Annotated in this window: 17 protein-coding genes; 5 read left to right on the plus strand and 12 right to left on the minus strand. The window is 64.5% G+C overall.

Translation table 11 applies throughout. The annotated features are described in order from the left end of the window. Window positions 1-801 precede the first annotated feature (801 nt). From QQL24_RS34945 to mutL, 3 genes are all read left to right on the plus strand, one after another. Complete coding sequence (locus QQL24_RS34945; protein WP_284316939.1) at window positions 802-2,112, plus strand: M16 family metallopeptidase; 1,311 nt, start codon at window positions 802-804, stop codon at window positions 2,110-2,112. Window positions 2,113-2,202: 90 nt separating this feature from the next. Continuing rightward, complete coding sequence (locus tag QQL24_RS34950) at window positions 2,203-3,444, plus strand: M16 family metallopeptidase (RefSeq protein ID WP_284316940.1); 1,242 nt, start codon at window positions 2,203-2,205, stop codon at window positions 3,442-3,444. 362 nt (window positions 3,445-3,806) lie between these two features. Next, a complete protein-coding gene (gene mutL, locus QQL24_RS34955; RefSeq protein ID WP_284316941.1) occupies window positions 3,807-5,597 on the plus strand; it encodes a DNA mismatch repair endonuclease MutL in 1,791 nt (596 codons plus the stop codon). Window positions 5,598-5,784: 187 nt separating this feature from the next. Here the strand turns inward: mutL and QQL24_RS34960 are convergent, their stop codons facing one another. From QQL24_RS34960 to ileS, 5 genes are all read right to left on the minus strand, one after another. Next, entirely contained in the window at window positions 5,785-6,456 is a 672-nt protein-coding gene (locus QQL24_RS34960) for a D-lyxose/D-mannose family sugar isomerase (protein WP_284316942.1), read from the minus strand. 11 nt (window positions 6,457-6,467) lie between these two features. Further along, the gene (locus QQL24_RS34965; RefSeq protein WP_284316943.1) at window positions 6,468-7,217 is read right to left on the minus strand and encodes an SDR family NAD(P)-dependent oxidoreductase; all 750 of its coding nucleotides are present in this window, start codon (window positions 7,215-7,217) and stop codon (window positions 6,468-6,470) included. Window positions 7,218-7,437: 220 nt separating this feature from the next. Continuing rightward, a complete protein-coding gene (locus tag QQL24_RS34970) occupies window positions 7,438-8,070 on the minus strand; it encodes a hypothetical protein (protein WP_284316944.1) in 633 nt (210 codons plus the stop codon). 142 nt (window positions 8,071-8,212) lie between these two features. Next, window positions 8,213-8,764, minus strand: a complete 552-nt coding sequence (lspA, locus tag QQL24_RS34975) for a signal peptidase II (protein WP_284316945.1) — start codon at window positions 8,762-8,764, stop codon at window positions 8,213-8,215. A 3-nt stretch (window positions 8,765-8,767) separates the two neighbouring features. After that, a complete protein-coding gene (ileS, locus tag QQL24_RS34980; RefSeq protein WP_284316946.1) occupies window positions 8,768-11,836 on the minus strand; it encodes an isoleucine--tRNA ligase in 3,069 nt (1,022 codons plus the stop codon). A 322-nt stretch (window positions 11,837-12,158) separates the two neighbouring features. On the opposite strand from ileS, the gene yghU reads away from it, so the two are divergent. Continuing rightward, complete coding sequence (gene yghU / locus QQL24_RS34985) at window positions 12,159-13,034, plus strand: glutathione-dependent disulfide-bond oxidoreductase (protein ID WP_284316947.1); 876 nt, start codon at window positions 12,159-12,161, stop codon at window positions 13,032-13,034. Between the two features lie 85 nt (window positions 13,035-13,119). Here the strand turns inward: yghU and QQL24_RS34990 are convergent, their stop codons facing one another. From QQL24_RS34990 to QQL24_RS35020, 7 genes are all read right to left on the minus strand, one after another. Further along, on the minus strand, window positions 13,120-14,025 hold the full coding sequence (locus QQL24_RS34990) for a S1C family serine protease (RefSeq protein WP_284316948.1): 906 nt from the start codon (window positions 14,023-14,025) through the stop codon (window positions 13,120-13,122). 239 nt (window positions 14,026-14,264) lie between these two features. Beyond that, entirely contained in the window at window positions 14,265-14,585 is a 321-nt protein-coding gene (locus tag QQL24_RS34995; RefSeq protein WP_284316949.1) for a DUF6665 family protein, read from the minus strand. 160 nt (window positions 14,586-14,745) lie between these two features. Then, a complete protein-coding gene (locus tag QQL24_RS35000; RefSeq protein WP_284316950.1) occupies window positions 14,746-16,398 on the minus strand; it encodes an FAD-binding dehydrogenase in 1,653 nt (550 codons plus the stop codon). A gap of 145 nt (window positions 16,399-16,543) precedes the next feature. Continuing rightward, window positions 16,544-17,326 (minus strand): molybdopterin-binding protein, encoded by a 783-nt coding sequence (locus tag QQL24_RS35005; protein ID WP_284316951.1) that lies wholly within the window; start codon window positions 17,324-17,326, stop codon window positions 16,544-16,546. Window positions 17,327-17,328: 2 nt separating this feature from the next. Beyond that, window positions 17,329-18,213 carry a cytochrome b/b6 domain-containing protein gene (locus QQL24_RS35010; RefSeq protein ID WP_284316952.1) on the minus strand — a complete coding sequence of 295 codons (885 nt, stop codon included), beginning with the start codon at window positions 18,211-18,213 and terminating at the stop codon, window positions 17,329-17,331. 111 nt (window positions 18,214-18,324) lie between these two features. Then, a complete protein-coding gene (locus QQL24_RS35015; RefSeq protein ID WP_284316953.1) occupies window positions 18,325-18,552 on the minus strand; it encodes a hypothetical protein in 228 nt (75 codons plus the stop codon). A 128-nt stretch (window positions 18,553-18,680) separates the two neighbouring features. Further along, window positions 18,681-19,388 carry a DUF1223 domain-containing protein gene (locus QQL24_RS35020; RefSeq protein WP_284316954.1) on the minus strand — a complete coding sequence of 236 codons (708 nt, stop codon included), beginning with the start codon at window positions 19,386-19,388 and terminating at the stop codon, window positions 18,681-18,683. 269 nt (window positions 19,389-19,657) lie between these two features. Here QQL24_RS35020 and QQL24_RS35025 point away from each other — a divergent pair, with 269 nt between their 5' ends. Then, a complete protein-coding gene (locus QQL24_RS35025) occupies window positions 19,658-20,575 on the plus strand; it encodes a TauD/TfdA dioxygenase family protein (protein WP_284316955.1) in 918 nt (305 codons plus the stop codon). The last annotated feature ends 20 nt before the right edge of the window (window positions 20,576-20,595 follow it).

The following is a 20,595-nucleotide window of genomic DNA, read 5'->3' on the forward strand; positions in this document are numbered from 1 at the left end:
GGTGGTGGCGGCGGTGGCGGTGGTAGCGGCGGTGGTGGTGGTAGCGGCGGTGGCGGCGGCGGTGGCGGTGGCGGTGGCGGTGGCGGTGGCGGCGGCGGTGGCGGTGGCCCAGGCAATGGCAATGGCAACCAGCCGAACAGCGGCAATGGCGGTGGCAACACCCATGGCTCCGGGCCGGGAACCGGCAACAATGGCCACAACAACGGCAACGGAAATCCCACGCGTGGCTGGGGCAACAAGAAGTAGTCCGCAGACGCGCGGGTCGCGAGCCAGGCAACGAGCTTGGCTCGCGCATCGTCTCGCTGCGTAAAACCAACCAACGCGTTTTGCGATTTGATGGCATCGGCAAGAATCGTAAAAGCGCGTCGAAACAAAGAGTTAGAGAAAATTAACGTTTCCGCTTAAATGTGTTTTGCTGCAGGTCACAAACTCATAAAATTGCCTCTCGAAGCGCCTGTGGTGTGATTCAAGCTCCCTTTTGGAGCTTGGCATGTCATTGCGTCGCAATGAACGGAGCGATTTCGAACGGTTGCATCGCGCCTGCTGGGCCAGACGAGGCATTCTAAAACGAGGCGAGCCGGTTGCGCGCCCTCTCCCTGCAAGAACGGGGCGAGGGGACCTCGTCGGCACGCCCTATGACCAGGTGCCCATCTCGCCCAGCCGAAAGATCGGGGGCAGGTCATGTTACTTCCGACCTCAGTCGCCCTTGCAGCTCCCCTGCCGTAACGCTATGGGGGCTTCACAAAGTTCTTTTTCGGCCCATATTGAGCTGACTTCTTTTCCCACCCGATCGGATCTTCAATGACGATTGCGCTCATCCCCGGACTCGGCGGTGCCTCCCAGGCCCAGGGTCCGGCGATTACGGACTTTTATCTCGACAACGGCCTGCATGTTGTCGTCATCCCCGATCACCGCGCACCGGTCGTCACCCATATGATCTGGTACAAGGTGGGCGGGGCGGACGAACCGAAGGGCAAGTCCGGCATTGCCCATTTCCTCGAGCACCTGATGTTCAAGGGCACCGAGAAGAATCCCGGCGGCTTTTCCAAGCAGGTCGCCGAACTCGGCGGCCAGGAGAACGCCTTCACCTCCCTGGACTACACCGCCTATTTCCAGCGCGTGGCCAAGGAGCATCTCGGCGCCATGATGGCTTTCGAGGCAGACCGCATGACTGGCCTCGCCCTCACCGACGAGGTCGTCAACCCCGAGCGCAATGTGGTCCTCGAAGAGCGCAAGATGCGGGTCGACAACGATCCCGGTTCCCAGCTTGCCGAGGAGATCGCCTCGACCCTGTTCACCCACCATCCCTATGGCACGCCGATCATCGGCTGGGAGGACGAGATCGAGGGCCTGACGCGCCAGGACGCCATCGATTTCCACGCCCGCTTCTATACGCCCAACAATGCCAGCCTGATCGTGGCCGGCGACGTGACGGCCGAGGAGGTTCGCACCCTCGCCGAGGCGACCTATGGCCAGGTCACTCGTCGGGCCGAGCCGCCGCCGCGCCTGCGCCCGCAGGAGCCGCCCCAGCGGGCCGACCGCCGCGTGCGGCTCGCCGACAAGCGTGTGGAGCAGCCGATCTATCAGCGCCATTGGCGGGCACCCTCCTATATCCGCGCCCGGAATGGCGAGGGCGAGGTGCTGGACCTGCTCTCCCAGATCCTCGGCGGCGGGCAGACCTCGCGTCTTTATCGCTCGCTGGTGGTCGACAAGAAGGTGGCCTCCGCCGCCGGCGCCTTCTATGGCGGCTCCGCCGTCGACGAGACGCGCTTCGGCGTCTGGGGCATCCCGATGCCCGGGGTCAGCTTCGAGGCGCTGGAGGCGGCGATCGACGAGGAGATCGCCCGCATCGTCGGCGAGGGCGTCACCGATGACGAGCTGGAGCGGGCCAAGACGCGGCTGGTGGCCGATGCGATCTACGCACAGGACAACCAGTCGACCCTGGCGCGCTATTACGGCACCATGCTCTCAGTCGGCGGCAAGGTCGAGGACCTGCAGCTCTGGCCGCAGCGCATCGCCGCGGTTGCGGCCGAGCGCCTGCCGGAAGTGGGGCGCCTGGTTCTGACCAACGGAAAGTCCGTGGTGGGCCTGCTCGAAGGGCAGGCTGCCTGACGGCCGATCGTCGCAACGCCGTCAAAGAAGAGTGTTTGGTTGATTTCCCTGTATGATCGACGCAAAGCGTCGATCTGACCGAGTATTTCCATGATTCAGAAGATCGTCTCGCCCCTCGGCATCGAAGCCTGGCTGGTCGAGGACTATGCCGTACCGCTGGTTGCCGTCGACTTCGCCTTCAAGGGCGGTGCGGCGCAGGACCCGGCCGACCGCGCGGGCCTCGCCCATATGATGTCCGCCCTCTTCGACGAGGGCGCCGGGCCCTATGACGACGAGGCCTTCCAGCGCACGCTCGAAGAAAATGCCGTGGAGATTTCCTTCCAGGCGGCGCGCGACCAGATCAACGGGTCGCTGCGCACGCTGGCCGACCGCAAGAACTTCGCCTTCGACCTCCTGCATCACGCCATCACCGAGCCACGCTTCGAGGAAGGCGCGGTCGAGCGCATCCGCCAGAGCCTGCAGGCGGGCCTGCGGCGGGAGGCGAGCGATCCCAATGCCATGGTGTCTCTGGCTCTGTTCGCCGGCCTCTTTCCGGACCACCCCTATGGCCGCTCGCCCCGTGGTACGCTGGAGAGCATCGGCGCCATCACCCGCGACGATGTCGCGGCCCAGCATCGTCGCCTGATGGCCAAGGATGGGCTGACGGTTTCCATCGTCGGCGCCATCGACGCCCATGACGCGGAGGAGATGCTCGACAAGGTGTTCGGCTCCCTGCCGACCTCGGCGCTCCTGCAGATCGTACCGGAGGCTGACCTTGCCAGTCTGGGCGAGCGTCGGATCATCGAGCTTGAAGTGCCGCAGACCGTGCTGCAATTCGCGACCCCCGGCGTGAAGCGCGACGATCCCGACTACATGGCCGCCTTCGTGCTCAACCATATCTATGGCGGCGGCAGCTTCTCCTCGCGCCTGTTTCAGAAGGTCCGCGAGGAAAAGGGCCTGGCATATTCGGTCTCCACCCAGGTCGGGGCGCTTGCCCACGCCGCCTTTATCGGTGGCGGGGTTGCCACCCGCAACGACCGCGCGGCCGAGAGTCTTGCTATCATCGAGGCGGAGATGGCCGAGATCGCCCGCAACGGGCCGACGCAAGCCGAGCTCGAAAGCGCCAAGAAATACATCACCGGTTCCTACGCCCTGCGCTTCGACGCTTCCACCAAGATCGCCAACCAGCTCACCATGATCCAGACCGAGCAACTCGGCATCGATTTCATCGATCGCCGCAATGATCTGGTCGACGCGGTGACGCTCGATGACACAAGGCGCGTGGCCCAGCGCCTGTTCGGCGGGGGGCGGCCCTTCGTGGCGGCGGTCGGCAAGCCCGAAGGGCTGGCCTGATCCGGTGTGCCGGCCTTGAGGCCGGCATTTTTCTGAAAGTGTAGGCATCACGCGTCAGCCCGGGTCAATGTGAACGTGAATGCGCGATAGCGCTTCGAAAGCTCCCGCTTATAGGGGCCGGTCTTCAGACCTGGCCGTCAGCGAGCAGATACGGCCAAGAGCCGAGTCCGAAGACCCGCCCCTCCAAACCGCGTTTCCCTTCCAGTGTTTTAGCCCCATGGTTTCAGCCGCTGGTCGTCTGGTGTATCGTTCCAAGAGGAAGGCGCGCGACTGCGCTGTCGAGTCGCCCGTGCCCTAACCTCTTGTTTTCATGCATGATCCCACGCATTTGAGGGATCATGCGCCGCCGGACGATTCGCTTCATGGCCATTCGAGCCCTTCCCCAGATCCTGATCGACCGCATCGCCGCCGGCGAGGTGGTCGAGCGGCCGGCGAGCGCGGTGAAGGAACTGGTGGAAAACGCCATCGATGCCGGCGCCAGCAGGATCGAGGTGGTCAGCGAGGGCGGTGGCCAGCGGCTGATCCGCATCGTCGACGACGGCTCCGGCATGTCGCCGTCGGACCTGGAGCTGGCGGTGCAGCGCCACGCCACCTCCAAGCTGCCGACCGAGGACCTGCTCGCCATCACCACGCTGGGCTTTCGCGGCGAGGCGTTGCCTTCCATCGCCTCGGTCTCTCGCCTTTCCATCACCACGCGGGCCCGCGGTACCGATACCGCCTCGATGATCGCCATCGAGGCGGGTGAGAAACAGGCGATCAAGCCGGCGGCGCTGGGCGAGGGCACGCGCATCGAGGTGCGCGATCTTTTCTACGCCACGCCGGCCCGGTTGAAATTCCTCAAGACCCAGCGCACGGAAGCGGCGGCGATCGGCGATATCGTCAAGCGTCTCGCCATGGCCAATCCGCAGATCAGCTTCACTTTGGCCGGGGAAGATCATGCCCCTACCACCTGGCCGGCGGGGGATGAGGCCGCTCGCCTCGGTGCCATCCTCGGTGCCGATTTCATCGACAATGCCATCGAGATCGATGTCTGGCGCGGCGATGTCCGCCTGCATGGACAGGTTGGTTTGCCGACTTATAATCGCGGTAATGGCCAGCATCAGTACCTCTTCGTCAATGGTCGGCCGGTGCGCGACAAGCTGCTGCTCGGTGCCGTCCGCGGCGCCTATGCCGACCATGTGCCGAAGGATCGCTTCCCGGTGCTGGCGCTGTTCCTCGATATTCCCTCGCGTGACGTTGACGTCAACGTCCATCCGGCCAAGGCAGAGGTGCGCTTCCGCGACGGTGGGCTGGTGCGCGGCCTGATTGTTTCGGCCATCCGCAACGCGCTGGAGCGGGAATCCGGCCGCACCTCCTCCGGCAATGCCGATGTCGCGCTCGGCCTGCTCGCGCGCAGCCTCACGCGTCCGGCCAATGCCGACTGGGACTGGCGCCTCTCGCCCGCCGCGCCGCGCATGCCGCCCGATGAGTCTGCGGGATTTGCCGAACCCGCCCAGGCCGGCTTCGACACGCTCGTCCTGCCCTCGGCCGATGCGCGAGCCAATACGGCACCCGTCGCGCCCGATAATCTCGACCGCCCGCTCGGCGCCGCCCGGGCACAGCTGCACGAGACCTATATCGTGGCCCAGACAAGGGAAGGCGTCGTCATCGTCGACCAGCATGCCGCCCATGAGCGCCTGGTCTATGAAAGGCTGAAGCGCGAGCGCGCCGCCGTCGGCGTGAAGAGCCAACTGCTGCTGATCCCCGAGGTGGTGGATCTCGACCCGGCCGATGTCGAGCGCCTGACCGCCGCAGCCGAGGACCTCTCTGCCCTCGGCCTCACGATCGAGCCCTTCGGTCCCGGTGCGTTGCTGGTGCGCGCCACGCCTGCCGCCCTCGGCACCACCAACCCGGCCTCGCTGATCCGCGACCTTGCCGATGGCTTTGCCGAATGGGGCTCGGAGATCGTGCTGGAACGCCGCCTCGACCATGTCGCCGCCACCATGGCCTGCCATGGCTCGGTCCGCGCCGGCCGCCGCCTGCTGCCGGCCGAGATGGACGCGCTGCTGCGCGAGATGGAGGTCACGCCCAATTCCGGCCAGTGCAATCACGGGCGGCCGACCTATGTGACGCTGAAGCTGACGGATATCGAGGCGCTGTTCGGGCGACGGTAGGAGGGGAGGTCCGACTTTCCAGCCGTCTTTTGAAAAAACACCTACGCCACCGAATAGGGCGCTCGGTGTGCCGGTCTTCAGACCGGCATCTTCCTCTCCGCGGCCGGGACGGTCGAGGGCATGCCGGTCTGAAGACCGGCACACCGATTGACGCCTGTAGTCCCAGGAAAGACGCCGGGCTTCCAGCTTATTCCGGCAACTCGTTCCACAGTGGATAGAGCTTCTCCTCATCTTCCTCGATGGCCGCAAAACGCCCGAGCCCGTCGAGGAAGATATTATCCGTCAGGTCGTCATTGACCTGCGAGACCTCGCCGACGAAGACCGTGCCCTTGCCGGGCTCACCGTAGAAGCGGTGCCAGAGATTGCGCGTGATGGTGACACTCTGGCCGGGGGTGAGCCGCAGCGGGGCACCGGGCTCGAGAGCCGTGCGCACGCCGTCGACGCGGACCTCCACCGGTGTGTCGGCGCGGCGGCCATCCTCCGTCATGTTGTGGAACTCGATGATCAGATTGCCGCCGCCGCGCACGATGATGTCCTCCATCTTGATGCGGTGGGCGTGGGTGGGCGTCTCCTGGTCTTCGCCCACGACGAGCAGCTTTTCGGCGTAGGGCTTGCTGTGTGCCTGGGACTGCAGACCGTTGCGCACGCAGAAGATCACCAGGCCGCGCTTCTCGAAATCGCCCGAGCCGAAATCGGTGACATCCCAGCCCATCTGGTGAGCCCGGCAGTAATGCGCGGTTTCGGGATCGGCCCGCCACTGCGCCTCGCCCCAGGCAGCAAAGGGGGGCAGCGCGAAGCGGTAATCGGCGAACAAAGCGGAGGCGGCTTTCTGCTGCCGGTTGATCTCGGACCGTTTCATGGCAATCCCTGTCAGAAGGAAGCGAGCAGCCCGCCATCGATGAGGTGGTAGGAGCCTGTGATGAAGCTGGACTCATCGGAAATCAGGAAAGCCGCGAGCCTTGCGACCTCGATCGGCTGGCCGATGCGGTTGAGGGCATGTTTCGTGCCCCATTCGGCCAGCACCGCCCCCGGATCTTCCGGGTTCCAGTGCCGCGCATTGGCCTGGGCGAGGGGCGTTTCGATCGTGCCTGGGCAGATCGCGGTGACGCGGATGTTCTGTTTGCCGTGATCGAGCGCCATCACCCGCGTCAAAGCCAGCACGCCGCCCTTGGTGGCGGCGTAGGCAGCGACACCTGCCTGGGTGGCGAGACCCTGGATCGAGGACATGTTGACCACGGAGCCGCCGCCATGGGCGATCATCTGCGGAATGACATGCTTGGAGAGCAGGAAGATCGCCTTGAGATTGACATTCATCACCCGATCCCAATCGTCCTCCGGCATGTCGATGACCGACCCATGCAACTCGATGCCGGCGGAGTTGAGGAGGCCCGTGATCCTGCCGAGCGCCGCGGCCCTGTCAGCTACGCCTTGGCATTCCTCAGCCTTGGTGATGTCGGCGACGGCAGGATGGATGCGTTCGGAGGCCAATGAGGCGAGGCCCTCGGCATTGATGTCGACGGCCAGCACCGTCGCTCCGCAATCGGCGAAATGCAGCGCCGATTCCCGGCCAAGGCCGGACGCGGCTCCGGTGACGATCACGATACCGGACAGTTGCACCATGGCAGCCCGGGCCCCCTTTGATGATGCGCTTGCGTCTCAGGTCCGGTGGCGCGCCGCATACCCGCCAGGACCATTCCCACCTGGAGGGCGAATGTGGAGCGCCCCGCTTGCGAGGTCAATGCGGCAGACGGGGAGTTGGCCTCGCGCCGATGCGTTTCGCGCGAGCAAAATAAAAAGGCCCGGAACGATCCGGGCCCTTCGAAAGTCGATCCGCGATGCTTCAGTGCGTCTTCGGGGTCTTGAATATCCGGTCATACCACGGCGTGCTCTCGTTGGCCTGGGAAGGCAGCGGCTCGTCGCCACCGATCGGAGCCGAGGCCAGCGGCTTGCGATAGCCGGAAGGCGGATCGGTGAGGGAGCGGCGCGGCGGCTCCTGGCCGACGACCAGTGGCGTATCGTCTTCGTCGCCGGTCTTGATGCGCTTGCCATAGAGGTCTCTCGGCTTCAGCGGCACGGCGCTCGACTTGGCGGCGTCGAAGGGTTCAGGGCTATCCACCTGGCCGCCACCGGATCCCTGACCGCTAGCCATCTCGCCCGGCGAGAGGCGGCCGTCACCATGTTCCGGCTTGCTCTTCGGAATGATGCCGGCAGATTTGCGCTTTTTTTCATCCGGATCGTTCGGCCAGTTGGGGTCCGATGCGTTGGAGGCGGCCGTGCCGGGGGCCGGCAGGTCGAGCTGCTTGGGCTTTACCAGCGGCGCGCGTTCCGAATAATTGATCGGCGGCGCTTCGTCTTCGGTGCCCAGCATCTTCTGGAAGAAGCCCTGAACCGACTGCGCGCTGGCTGCACCGGCGGGGGCAATGACAATGAACGCAGTGGCCGCAGCCAAACCGAGCCAATTCTTTGTCCGCATCCTAAATCCCAATCGCTGCTCGAACCCAGAAGATATCTCTGGAAATTACATCTTCCCGGAAAGTTGGTAAACTTTCTGTAGAGAAAATGCGTCAAAACAAAGAATTCCCGCCAAATCCGATCCGTCGGGATCAGGATATCCACTAGGATAGATGGGCTCGGGGCTCCTTGTTCAGGACGACGTCATACAGCAGGAGAGCCACGCCTGCAACGATGGCGACGTCGGCGATGTTGAAGACGTACCAGCTGAAGCTGCCGACATGGAACAGGAAGAAGTCGGCCACGCCCTCGCGACGCAGCCAATCGGCCGTGAAAGGCCCCTCGATCGCCAGCAATCCGTCAATGGCATTGCCGACGGCCCCGCCGATGATCAGGCCGATCGCCACCGCCCCGGCGCGGGTGGGAATCCGCGCCAGCCAGACGAGCAGGAAGATCGTCGCCAGCAGGCGGAAGGCCACCAGCAGGATCATGCCGACCTGGCTTTCCTGCTGGAACAGCCCGTAGGAGACGCCCCGGTTCCATACCAAAGTGAACTGCAGGAACGGCGTCCAGTCCACCGGCCCTTGAAAGGCGATCTGGTCGGCGATGCCGAAGACATGCAGCGCCCAGACCTTGAAGCCTTGGTCGAGGATGATGGCGACGAGCGCCACCAGCACTCCCAAGACCGTGAAACGCCCGATGAAGCGTGACAGCATCGATCAGGCTCCAGATCCGCTTCCGGCTTGCGCCTGCCATTCCTTCATCGCCGCGGCATCGCGCGGGGTGATATCGGGGAAGGCGGGATCGGCGGTCTTCGGGTCGAAATAGCGCCAGGAACGGGCGCATTTCACGCCGGAAGCCTTGCCGGGCACCACGGCGACGCCCTGGACGCCGTCGAGACGGAAGGCCTCCACCGGCCCATTGCCGGCCGCGAGCGTCAGGCCGGAGACGATGCAGACATCATCGAAGTCGACGCTGCCGACAAGGCTGCGGGTTGCGTTGTCCGCGATGTAAACCGTGGGCGCGGCTTCCAGCGAGGAGCCGATGCGCTTGGCGGCGCGCTCCTGCTCCAGCGCGCCGGTGACGACGCGCCTGACATCGCGGATGACCTCCCACTTCTTTGCAAGCTCCGGATCGAGCCAGGCGGGATCGGCGGCGGCAAGCGGCTCCAGATGCACCGAGGCCTCCTCTCCAAAACGCGAGGTCCAGGCTTCCTCCATGGTGAAGCACAGCACCGGCGCCAGCCAGGTGGCGAGGCTGGTGAAGAGCCTGTTGACCACGCTGAGCGCGGCCCGGCGACGCAACGACGATCTCGGATCGCAATAGAGCGCATCCTTGCGCACGTCGAAATAGAAGGCCGAGAGGTCCGAGGTCATGAAGGTCGCGAGCAAAGCGATCACGCGCTTGTAGTCGTAGCCTTCATAAGCGGCATGGATCTGCGGGCCGAGCTCCGCCAGCCGGTGCAGCATCAGCCGCTCCAGCTCCGGCATCTCGGCGGCCGGCATGTCGTCGCTTGCCTCGTAATGGGCGAGGGTGCCAAGCATCCAGCGGATGGTGTTGCGCAGCTTGCGATAGCTGTCTTCCACCGTCTTGAGGATTTCGGGACCGATGCGCTGGTCGTCGGCATAGTCGGATGTCGCCACCCACAGGCGCAGGATGTCAGCGCCGGAGCGCCTGATCACGTCCTGCGGGGCGACGGTATTGCCCAGCGACTTCGACATCTTCTTGCCCTGCTCGTCGAGCGTGAAGCCGTGCGTCAGCACGACGTCATAGGGCGCGCGGCCGCGCGTGCCGCAGCTTTCCAGCAGGGATGAGTGGAACCAGCCGCGATGCTGGTCGGAGCCTTCCAGATACATCACGGTATCCTGGCCGCCATCAGCCTTGCGCACGATACCGGCAAGGCCTGGGAAGTGCCTGGGATCCTCCAGCGTGAAGGCATGCGTCGAGCCTGAATCGAACCAGACGTCGAGGATGTCGTTGACCTTGACCCAGCCTTCGGAGGCGCGCGCGCCAAGAAAACGCTCGGCGGCGCCGTCCTTGTACCAGGCATCGGCCCCTTCGACCTCGAAGGCCCGCGCGATCGCTTCGTTGACCGCCTCGTCCTTCAGGATCTCGACGCCGCCGCCCTGCTTGTCGCGCACGAAGACCGAGATCGGCACGCCCCAGGCGCGCTGGCGCGAGACGACCCAATCCGGCCGATTGGCGATCATGCCGGTGATGCGGTTCTCGCCAGCCGCCGGCACCCATTCCGTCACGCTGATGGCGTGCAAGGCGAGCTCGCGCAGGGACGAGCCGTCGCCGAGCACCGGGCCGCGATCGTTGCGCAGGGCGCCGTCGGCGATGTGCGCGGGCGAGGCGGCGGGAACGCTGCCCGGCGGCACCTCGTTGATCGGCGTGTCCATCGCGATGAACCATTGCGGCGTGTTGCGGAAGATCACCGGCTTCTTCGAGCGCCAGCTATGCGGGTACTGGTGCTTCAGGCGGCCCCGCGCCACGAGGTTGCCGTCAGCCACCAGCGCCTTGATCACAGCATCGTTGGCATCGCCCTTCTCGCCCTTCTCGGTGATGACGCACTTTCCCTCGAAGCCGGGGGCATCGGCCGTGTAGAAGCTGTCGCCGTCGACTGGGTAGGGGATATGGGTGGCGATGCCCTTGTCCTGCAGCAGGCGGGTATTGGCCATCCAGACGTCGAAGTCCTCGCGGCCATGGCTGGGCGCAGTGTGCACGAAGCCGGTGCCGGCCTCGTCGGTGACGTGGTCGCCGTCGAGCAGCGGCACCTTGAAGCCGTAGCCGGGATCGAAGCCCGCCAGCGGATGGGCGACCGTGAGCGTGGCGAACTCGCCGGTATCAATCCCGCCAAGGCGCTCGAAGGCCTCCACCTTGGCAGCCTTGAACACCTCGGCCGCCAGCTTGTCGGCGAGGACGAAGGTATCGCCCACTTTGGCCCAGTTGTTCTCGGGCGCGGCGGTGACACGGTAGAGGCCATAGGCGACGCGGCTGGAGAAGGCGATCGCCCGGTTGCCGGGGATCGTCCAGGGCGTGGTGGTCCAGATCACGATGGCGGCCTTGGCGAGCTCGTCACGGCGCGCGCCCTCAAGGATCGGGAACTTCACCCAGACCGTGTCGGAGGTGTGGTCCTCATATTCGATCTCGGCTTCGGCCAGCGAGGTCTTCTCGACCACGCTCCACATCACCGGCTTGGAGCCGCGATAGAGCTGGTCGCTCATGGCGAATTTCATGATCTCGCGGGCGATCTGCGCCTCGGCGGGATAGGCCATGGTGAGATAGGGATGGCCCCAGTCGCCCTCGACGCCGAGGCGCTTGAACTCCTCGCGCTGGACGCCGACCCAATGCTCGGCGAAGGCGCGGCATTCCTGGCGGAACTCGACCAGTGGCACCTCGTCCTTGTTCTTGCCCTTGGCGCGATACTGTTCCTCGATCTTCCACTCGATCGGCAGGCCGTGGCAATCCCAGCCCGGGACATAGTTGGAATCGAAGCCCAGCATCTGCTGCGAGCGCGTCACCATGTCCTTGAGGATCTTGTTAAGCGCATGGCCGATATGGATGTTGCCATTGGCATAGGGCGGGCCGTCATGCAGCACGAATTTCGGCCGGCCGGCCGAGGTCTCGCGCAGGCGCTTGTAGAGATTGCCCTTCTGCCAGCGGGCCAGGATCTCCGGCTCCTTCTGGGGCAGGCCGCCACGCATCGGGAAGGCCGTCTGCGGCAGGAACAGGGTCTGGGAATAATCGAAGCTGTCGGCTTCGGGAGAGGACACAACGTCGGTCATGAAAACAGGTCCGTCGATACGGATGGAGGAGACAGGCGGCGCAAACCCGGACCTTCCGCGGAGCTCAGCAGAGCCCGCACGCGGAAGCCGGGACGATAATTCGTATGAGGCGCAGCACATCTATCATGCGGGCGTGAATAGCAGGCTATCGCGGCGGGATAAAGCGCGGCGGTGGATTTTCTGGGGCATTTACGAGTGAGGCGCGAGCGGCCTCCTCCACTTCGCCCAGAGTTGAGCACCCGGCCTCTTGTCCCTCGATGTTGTTTCTTGCCATCGTGCCCCTATATCCGTCGCATCCCGATATTACCCCGGAGCTTATGGAATGACCGACACGCCCGAATACACGCCTCCGAAAGTCTGGACCTGGAATAAGGCAAGCGGCGGCCAGTTCGCCAATATCAACCGGCCGATCGCCGGCCCCACGCATGAGAAGGAGCTGCCGGTCGGGCGCCATCCGCTGCAGCTCTATTCGCTCGGCACGCCCAATGGCGTGAAGGTCACCATCATGCTGGAGGAGTTGCTGGCGCTCGGGCACAAAGGCGCCGAATACGACGCCTGGCTGATCAAGATCGGCGATGGCGAGCAGTTCGGCAGCGGCTTTGTCGACGTCAATCCGAACTCGAAGATTCCGGCGCTGCTCGATCGCAGCGGCCCCAAACCGATCCGCGTGTTCGAATCCGGCTCGATCCTGTTCTACCTCGCCGAGAAGTTCGGCGAATTCCTGCCCAGGGACCCCGCCACGCGCGCCGAATGCATGTCGTGGCTGTTCTGGCAGATGGGCAGCGCGCCCTATCTCGGCGGCGGCTTCGGCCATTTCTACGCCTATGCGCCGACAAAAAACGAATATGCCATCGACCGTTTCGCCATGGAGGTGAAGCGCCAGCTCGACGTGCTGGACCGGCGCCTGGCCGAGGTGGCCTACCTCGCGGGCAACGACTACACCGTCGCCGACATGGCGGTCTGGCCTTGGTATGGCGGCCTGGCGAAGGGCTGGCAGTATGGCGCGGGCGAGTTCCTCGACGTGCAAAGCTACGAGAACGTACAGCGCTGGGCCGAGACGATCTTCCAGCGCCCAACCGTGCAGCGCGGGCGCATGGTCAACCGCACTTCGGGCGAACCCTCGAGCCAATTGCGCGAGCGCCACGACGCCAGCGATTTCGAGAAGAAGACGCAGGACAAGCTGGAAGCCGCGAGCTGAGGGGTAAAGTTGGGGGCGGGTCTTCAGACCCGGCTCTTGACTACGCGTGCCACACAGAGGCGGGTCTGAAGACCCGCCCCCCGATTCACTGCAACTGCGGCTTCCTGAGGAAGCTGTTGCGGTCGGCCGACTTCACGCGCAGCCAGGATTCGCGGCCGTCGCGCAGGATGCGCAGCGGCACTTCCGCACCGGCCGGGCCGGTCTCCCAGACTTTGCGGTAGAAGTCGGCGAGGCCCTGGACCTCCTCGTTGCGCACGTCGGAGATGATGTCGCCCGGGCGCAGGCCCGCCTTGGCCGCCGGGCAGCCGCCGGCAACGCTGACCACCACGACCTTGCCGTCGCTCTCCGCCGAGAAGGCGCCGAGCCAGGGGCGCGGCGGCCTGTTGACCTGGCCGCGCGTCAGGAGATCGTCGAGGATGGGCGGCAACAGGTCGATGGGCACGACCATGTTGATGTCGAAGCTCTCGCCATTGCGATCCATCTGCAGGAGCAGCGAGCCTATGCCGAGAAGCCGGCCGTCATTGCCGACCAGCGCTGCCCCGCCCCAGGAGGGATGGGCCGGCGCGGTGAAGATCGCCTCGTCGAGCAGATATTCCCAATAGCCGGCAAATTCCTGCTTGGCGACGATATTGGCCTCGACATAATGGCCGGTGCCGTCGGCAAAGACAGCTTCATCGCCGACCTCAGCCTTGCTCGAATCGCCGAGATTCACGGCCGGCAGGTCGAGCCTGCCGAGCGCCTGCACCAGGCCGAAGCCGGTGGTCTGGTCATAGGCCAGCGCATGGGCGGGGACAACGTGCCCGCCCTGCGTGGTCAGCCAGACCTCCTCGGCCTCGGTGATGAGATAGCCGATGGTGAGCACCAGCCCGTCGTCGCGGATGACGACACCGCTGCCCTCGCGCTCCGTGCCGAGAACACCCGCCGTGAAGGCTTCCTGTGGAATGATGGAACGCACGGCCACGACCGAGCGCATGATCGACTGAATATCCATGGCTTTCATCTTGATAGAGCGCGGCTTTCGGGCAGAGCACCGCGAGAGGCGGCAAAGGCCGCATGCGTGATATTATATGAAGGTATGAAAGCCTGGCTGCGGGCGCAAGGCGTGGGGTGGGCAAAAGCGCGCAAGGAGTGGGAGTGGCGATCACCGATCGCCATCTTAAGAGGCGACGCGCTTGCTGGAGAGGAAGATGGCGGTCGGTGACCGCCACTCCGCGGTTGGTGCGCCCTCCCTCACGGCATGCGCCGCACCCCAAGCCGCACCAGCACCTCGCGCGGGATGGCGAGGTCGCGGATCACCGCGCCATGCGAGGACTGGCCCATCAATTCGCGCTGGATGAAATAGCCCCACACCGCTTCGGCGGTCTCCGCCAGCAGGCGCGGACGTTCCGGATCGTCGAGGGGCAGGGCGTTGAGGATGGCGACGGCCTTTGCGGCCGCCTCCCCGGTGCGCTCCAGCGAGATCGCCTTCTCCATGCGGATTTCGGCGGCGAGGACATCGACAGCAGCGTTGGGCGAGAGGCTGGACAGGTTCTGCGGAGGGCGGACAGTCATGGCGATTATAGTGGGGCGCGAGGTTGAGCTTTTCAAGCGAGAGGCGGGGCAGGATATGGCAGCGTAGGCATAGCAGGAAGGGCGCAACGTGAGCCTCCGCCAGCTTCGTGGGGGAGGCGAGTCGCGCCCAGCTACACCGGCTCGCAAATTGTCCCACCCCCTACACCACCCGCGCCGCCGCACGTCCGGCCTGCCGACCGCTGAACAGGCAGCCGCCCAGAAACGATCCCTCCAGCGCCCGGTAGCCATGCATGCCGCCGCCGCCGAAGCCGGATGCCTCGCCGGCGGCGTAGAGGCCAGGGATCACGGCGAGGTCGTGGCCGAAGACGCGGCCGTCGAGGTCCGTCTCCAGGCCGCCCAGCGTCTTGCGGGTGAGGATGTGCAGGCGCACCGCGATCAGCGGGCCATGGGCAGGATCGAGCAGAGCGTGCGGGCTTGCCGTGCGCACCAGCCTGTCGCCGAGATAGCGCCGGGCGTTGCGGATGCCCATCACCTGGCCGTCCTTGGTAAAGGCGTTGGCGATCTCGCGATCGCGTGCCTCCACCTCGCGTCGGACTGCGGCGGCATCGAGCAGCGGCTCGCCGACGAGGGCGTTCATGCCGGCGACAAGGCTGTCGAGGTTGTCGCGCACCACGAAATCCTCGCCATATTTCTTGAACGCCTCCACCGGACCCGTCGCCTGCCGTCCCCTGATGCGGGCGAGGATCAGGCGCCAGTCGCGCCCGGTGAGGTCGGGGTTCTGCTCCGAGCCCGACAGCGCGAATTCCTTGCGGATGATGCTCTGGGTGAGGATGAACCAGGAATGGTCGAAGCCGCTCCGGCGCAGATGTTCGAGCGTGCCGAGCGTGTCGTAGCCCGGATAGAATGGGCCGGGCAGGCGTCGGCCCTGCGCATCGAGCCAGAGCGAGGAGGGGCCGGGTAGGATCCGGATGCCGTGCTGCGGCCAGATCGGATTCCAGTTCCTGAGGCCCTCGACATAATGCCACATGCGGTCGCGGTTGATCAGCCGGGCGCCCGCCGCCTCGGCGATGCCGAGCATGCGCCCGTCGACATGAGCGGGCACGCCACAGACGAGGCCCTCAGGCGGCGTGCCGAGGCGCGCAGGCCAGTTCTGCCTGACCAGACCGGTATTGCCGCCGATGCCGCCGCTGGCGACGATCACTGCCCCGGCCTGCATCTCGAAGTCGCCCACCGTCACCCGCGAGCTCGCCACCCCGCGAGCGGCCTCGCTCGGCTCCAGCAGGGCGCCCTGCACGCCGGTGATAGCGCCGTTGCTGACAACAAGCTTGTCGACACGATGGCGGAAGCCGAAGGCGATCCGCCCGGTCCGTTCGGCCTCCAGCGCCCGCCGCTCGAAGGGCTCTACCACGCCAGGCCCGGTACCCCAGGTGACATGGAAGCGCGGCACCGAATTGCCATGGCCGAGGGCATTGCCGCCCCCGCGTTCGGCCCAGCCCACCACCGGAAAGATGCGATGCCCCATGCCGCGCAGCCAGGAGCGTTTCTCGCCGGCGGCAAAGGCAAGATAGGCCTCCGCCCAGCGCCGCGGCCAATGATCCTCCGCGCGATCGAAGCCAGCCGCGCCCAGCCAGTCCTGCAGCGCCAGATCGTAGCAGTCGCGGATGCCGAGCCTGCGCTGCTCCGGACTGTCGACCAGGAACAGCCCGCCCAGCGACCAGAAGGCCTGCCCGCCGAGATTAAGGCGCGACTCCTGATCCAGCACGATCACCCGCTTGCCAGCATCGGCGAGCTCGGTCGCCGCAACGAGACCGGCGAGACCTGCGCCGACGATGATGACGTCCGCATCGGGCATGAGGGCTCCGGGGAAGGGAGACTTTGAGGGCCGGTCACCCTGCCTTCGGAGCTCATCCTATGCGATATCAGTGGATGATTTGTAGGGGCGAATGTCGGCAGATGCAGGGAGTGGCCATTGCAGGCCGTCCTTCGGTCCTTGTGGATCAGATGCCGCCATACCATTCATAGCCATTGTCTTCCCAATAGCCGCCATGGCCCATGCCGATTTGGGCGAAGCTGTCGACCAGTTCGATCTTCTCCAGATATTTCGGCATCTTGTAGCCGAGCTGCCGCTCGACCCGTACGCGCAGCGGAGCACCATTTTCGATCGGCAGAGGCTTGCCATTCATGCCATAGGCCAGGATGGTCTGCGGATGCCGGGCGTCGATCAGATCGATCGAGCCGTAATATTGGGTGCCATCGTCTTGGTCGATGGTGTCCATGCAGTAGAACACCACATAGCGCGCCGAAGGCTTCGGCTTGGCTTCATCGAGCACGATTGACAAGGGGACCCCGGTCCATTTTGCGATGCAGCTCCACCCCTCCACGCAGTCGTGCCGCGTGATCTGCGTGCGTGACGGCATGGCCTGCAATTGGGCGAGAGACAGCGACAGCGGCTTCTCGACCAGGCCGCCGACCTCGAGTTTCCACTGCCTGAAATTGTCGGATGCCAGCTGCTTGTAGTCCTCGTCGTCCGGATCCGTGCTGCCGTTCGGCCGCTGCGGTTGACGGATATCCGCCTCGGTGAACTCCTCCGCCAGGGCGTTGCGATCGGCCAGTGCCCGGTGGACGCGATAAGTCAGGTTGTTGGCGCTCTCGAGCACATCGCGGACACTGCTATCCCTGTCCAGGTCATCCAGCACATTGCAACTGGCCAGCAGCAGGCTCGAACCGCCGATGGCGGCGGCGGTGAGGAAGCTTCGACGGGATAGCCTGAACTTCGACATTGTCATATCTCCTGCTCAGGCGCGCCCGCGGGCTGCGAGGGGGGATCGATGCGATACCAGCCCGTAACGATCGAGCGCAGTTCGTTGAGCGGGCCCGCAGCGATCACCATCAGCATGTGCACGACGAAAAAGCCGACCAGCAGTAGCATCATGCAAAAATGGATGGTGCGCGCCGTCTGCCGGCCGCCCAGAATATCGGCCAGATGGGGCACGGCGGCGTCGATCCCGGGCGACATCGTCAGCCCGGTCAGGATGATCAGCGGCAGCACCACGAACAACACGCCGCCATAGGCCAGTTTCTGCAGGGTGTTGTAGTCTCGGGTGTGATGGAACCTGAATTTCAGGTGATCGGAGACATCACGGGGCAGGTTTCGCAGGTCTCTGCCCCGTGGAATGAGATCGCGACCGAGGTGCCCGTTGATCAGGCCGCCAATGAGCCAGCCGACGAAGGTGATGACCAGAATCCAGGCGAAGAAGAAGTGTACCACCCGCCCAGTGCCGAGATCCTGATAGGACGGTATGGTCGCCCAGCTAGGAAAGCCGCGTTCCGTCGGCGTATTGTCGACGGCCGACAGGCCGAGCACGCCAGTGGTGTTGAAGCTCTTGCCAAGCACGCGGGTAAAGCCGACCGGCCCCGCCGGGGTGTCCTGGGAGCCTATAGCCAGGACTTCGTTGGAAAAGCCGAAGCCCGACTGATTGCCGATATAGAGCGTTGGATGGGCGTTGAAGATCTGGAGACCGGACAGCAGCAGAAAGAACATGGCAATGGCCCAGGTCCAGTGCGTGATGCGCGTCCACAGAAACTGCCGATAGACGAGAGGCTTTGCGCCTGCAGGTAGCCTCGCTTCGTCCGAACCGGATCGCTGCTGTTCCACCTTGTCGATCATCGCAGAACTCCGTAGGCCGCTTGTCGCGCGAGGGCGGTCGAGGCCGGAAGATGTCACTGCCCGCATCCGCCGGCTTGAACCGGCAAATGCGGGTCAATCGGCGAAGGCAGCCTAATGCGCCATCGGCATCATGCTATGCGATTTGCAGGCCTTTTCCATGGATTTCATCTTCATGGCATCGGTTTCCATTTTTGCCTTCTTCATGCAGTCGGCCATCATGGCGTTCTTGGACATGGGCTTTGGCTTCATGGCTTCGGCTGCAAAGCCATTGCTCACCATCGTGAGCCCCAGTGCTGCTGCGAGAAGCGTCGAGGCAGTTGTCTTCCTGATCAGGGTCATTGCTCTACTTCCTGCTGTGGGGTCCCGCCGGCCGGGTCCCCGGTTGAGTTGCCCGATTGGGCAGTCCGGAGGCGGGGCCCATGGCAGGCAATCCACATCCGAATTCCAAGAACGTCACACCCGCGGCTTCAGTCGGTCGCTGCAGCCAGGATTGGCCCGCCATTCGGTACCTGCACCAGAATGGCCGTTCGCAGCCCTGCACTCGCGGGTTCGAAGGTCTGCCTGACGGCGCTGCCCGTCCAACTGCCGAGCCGCCTCAATTCATGAACGACGTTGGTATGAGGCAAGGTTCGTCCGGTGTTTTCGCCACGACCGACCGCGACATTGACGACGTTTGGATCGTAGCGGACGAGCCAGATGTCGGTTCCGGAACGGGGTGCCGCGCCGGGCGCCAGGTTGACGCTGGTTGAGGAGAGCTCGATGGCCGGGCCAGTCGACAGATGGCTTCCGCTCAGCAGGCCCTCGACGGAAGAGAAGTCGTTGCCGACAGTATCCCGGCTGCCGTTCACCACCATCTGAGGCGTGAAGGGACCGTCATGCCCCAGATTTGTCTCGTAGGAGCTTTGCCTGTCGGTGAATTTTTCCTGGCCGAACACATCCTTCCAGCCCAGGCTGTCCCAATAGGTCACCGAAAAGCTCAAGGCCAGAACATCGCTCCGGCCGCGGAGCTTGATCAGATTGGCGTTGGCGGGCGGACAGGACGAACAGCCCTGACTTGTGAACAGTTCGACCACGAGCGGCACGCGGCGTCCGGAAGCCTCCGCCAAACCAGGCAAACCCATGAAGACCAGCACAGCGCCCGCAGAAATACCCGCGCGAAAAAGTGCGCCTCTCATGTCTCGCTCCTTACAACCACGATAATCGCCCGGGAGAATTGGTCTCCTGTTCGGGACTTCGCGGTGAGCGCATTCCTGTTACATCACGTGTTCGTGAGGTACTGCTCAGCAGCCAGCCCGTCAGCGTCCAGACGGCGATCGCGATGGTTCGTCGACGCCATAAATCTATTAAATCTATATATATCATAATTTTTATAGACTTTTGTTTTTCGTGGGGTACAGTCCTCTCCAGCATGGCTATGGGAGCCAGCAGAACTGGGACGATAAACATGACGCTTGCCCTCGAAGGTGAACTTGTAATCAAGCCCGTGGCCGCGCGGATCGGCGCCGAGATTTCCGGCGTGAAGTTGTCGGGCGATCTTCCGGCAGAGACGGTTGCGGCGATCAATGCGGCGCTCCTGCGTCACAAGGTGATTTTCTTCCGCGGCCAAAATCATCTCACCGATCTCGAACAGGAACGGTTCGCCGCTCGCCTGGGCACGTTGGTGGCCCATCCCACCCAGCACGCGCAAAAGGGCACCGCTGCCATTCTCGAACTCGACTCCACCAAGGGCGGCGGCCGGGCTGATTCCTGGCATACCGATGTCACCTTCGTGGATGCCTACCCGAAGATCTCGCTCCTGCGCGGCGTCGTCATTCCAGAGGTCGGCGGCGACACGGTCTGGTCCAACACGGTCGAGGCCTATGAGCGCCTGCCTCCCGCGCTCAAGACCGCCGCCGAGCAGCTCTGGGCCTTGCACACCAATGCTTATGACTATGCCGCCTTGCGCCCGCATGCCACCGACGAGGAACTGCGCCACTTCGAGGAAGTCTTCGCCTCGACCGTCTATGAGACGGAGCATCCGGTGGTTCGCGTCCATCCCGAAACCGGGGAACGCTCCTTGGTCCTGGGCTCCTTCGTGCAGCGCTTCCTGGGCTATTCGCGGAGCGACTCCGAACATCTCTACCAGCTGCTGCAGACCCACGTGACCAGGCCCGAGAACACCGTGCGCTGGCGCTGGCACGAGGGTGACGTTGCGATCTGGGACAATCGCGCCACCCAGCACTACGGCGTCAACGACTATGGCACCGCCAAGCGTGTCGTTCGTCGCACCACGCTCGATGGCGACGTGCCGGTAAGCGTCGATGGCCGGCGCAGCGTCAATCGCAAGAAGGCCGTGCGCAACCCCTCGGCCCTGGCTGCCTGATCGACCCTATCAAGGATCTC

Source organism: Labrys miyagiensis (assembly GCF_030160835.1).
GTDB lineage: Bacteria > Pseudomonadota > Alphaproteobacteria > Rhizobiales > Labraceae > Labrys > Labrys miyagiensis.

Coding starts and splice junctions, on each gene's coding strand:
- QQL24_RS35015 (WP_284316953.1), bottom strand. CDS start 18,552: ATGACCCTGATCAGGAAGACAACTGCCTCGACGCTTCTCGCAGCAGCA.
- lspA (WP_284316945.1), bottom strand. CDS start 8,764: ATGCTGTCACGCTTCATCGGGCGTTTCACGGTCTTGGGAGTGCTGGTG.
- ileS (WP_284316946.1), bottom strand. CDS start 11,836: ATGACCGACGTTGTGTCCTCTCCCGAAGCCGACAGCTTCGATTATTCC.
- QQL24_RS34995 (WP_284316949.1), bottom strand. CDS start 14,585: ATGACTGTCCGCCCTCCGCAGAACCTGTCCAGCCTCTCGCCCAACGCT.
- QQL24_RS34945 (WP_284316939.1), top strand. CDS start 802: ATGACGATTGCGCTCATCCCCGGACTCGGCGGTGCCTCCCAGGCCCAG.
- QQL24_RS35000 (WP_284316950.1), bottom strand. CDS start 16,398: ATGCCCGATGCGGACGTCATCATCGTCGGCGCAGGTCTCGCCGGTCTC.
- QQL24_RS35020 (WP_284316954.1), bottom strand. CDS start 19,388: ATGAGAGGCGCACTTTTTCGCGCGGGTATTTCTGCGGGCGCTGTGCTG.
- QQL24_RS35005 (WP_284316951.1), bottom strand. CDS start 17,326: ATGTCGAAGTTCAGGCTATCCCGTCGAAGCTTCCTCACCGCCGCCGCC.
- QQL24_RS34960 (WP_284316942.1), bottom strand. CDS start 6,456: ATGAAACGGTCCGAGATCAACCGGCAGCAGAAAGCCGCCTCCGCTTTG.
- QQL24_RS34965 (WP_284316943.1), bottom strand. CDS start 7,217: ATGGTGCAACTGTCCGGTATCGTGATCGTCACCGGAGCCGCGTCCGGC.
- mutL (WP_284316941.1), top strand. CDS start 3,807: ATGGCCATTCGAGCCCTTCCCCAGATCCTGATCGACCGCATCGCCGCC.
- QQL24_RS35025 (WP_284316955.1), top strand. CDS start 19,658: ATGACGCTTGCCCTCGAAGGTGAACTTGTAATCAAGCCCGTGGCCGCG.
- QQL24_RS34970 (WP_284316944.1), bottom strand. CDS start 8,070: ATGCGGACAAAGAATTGGCTCGGTTTGGCTGCGGCCACTGCGTTCATT.
- yghU (WP_284316947.1), top strand. CDS start 12,159: ATGACCGACACGCCCGAATACACGCCTCCGAAAGTCTGGACCTGGAAT.
- QQL24_RS34950 (WP_284316940.1), top strand. CDS start 2,203: ATGATTCAGAAGATCGTCTCGCCCCTCGGCATCGAAGCCTGGCTGGTC.
- QQL24_RS34990 (WP_284316948.1), bottom strand. CDS start 14,025: ATGGATATTCAGTCGATCATGCGCTCGGTCGTGGCCGTGCGTTCCATC.
- QQL24_RS35010 (WP_284316952.1), bottom strand. CDS start 18,213: ATGATCGACAAGGTGGAACAGCAGCGATCCGGTTCGGACGAAGCGAGG.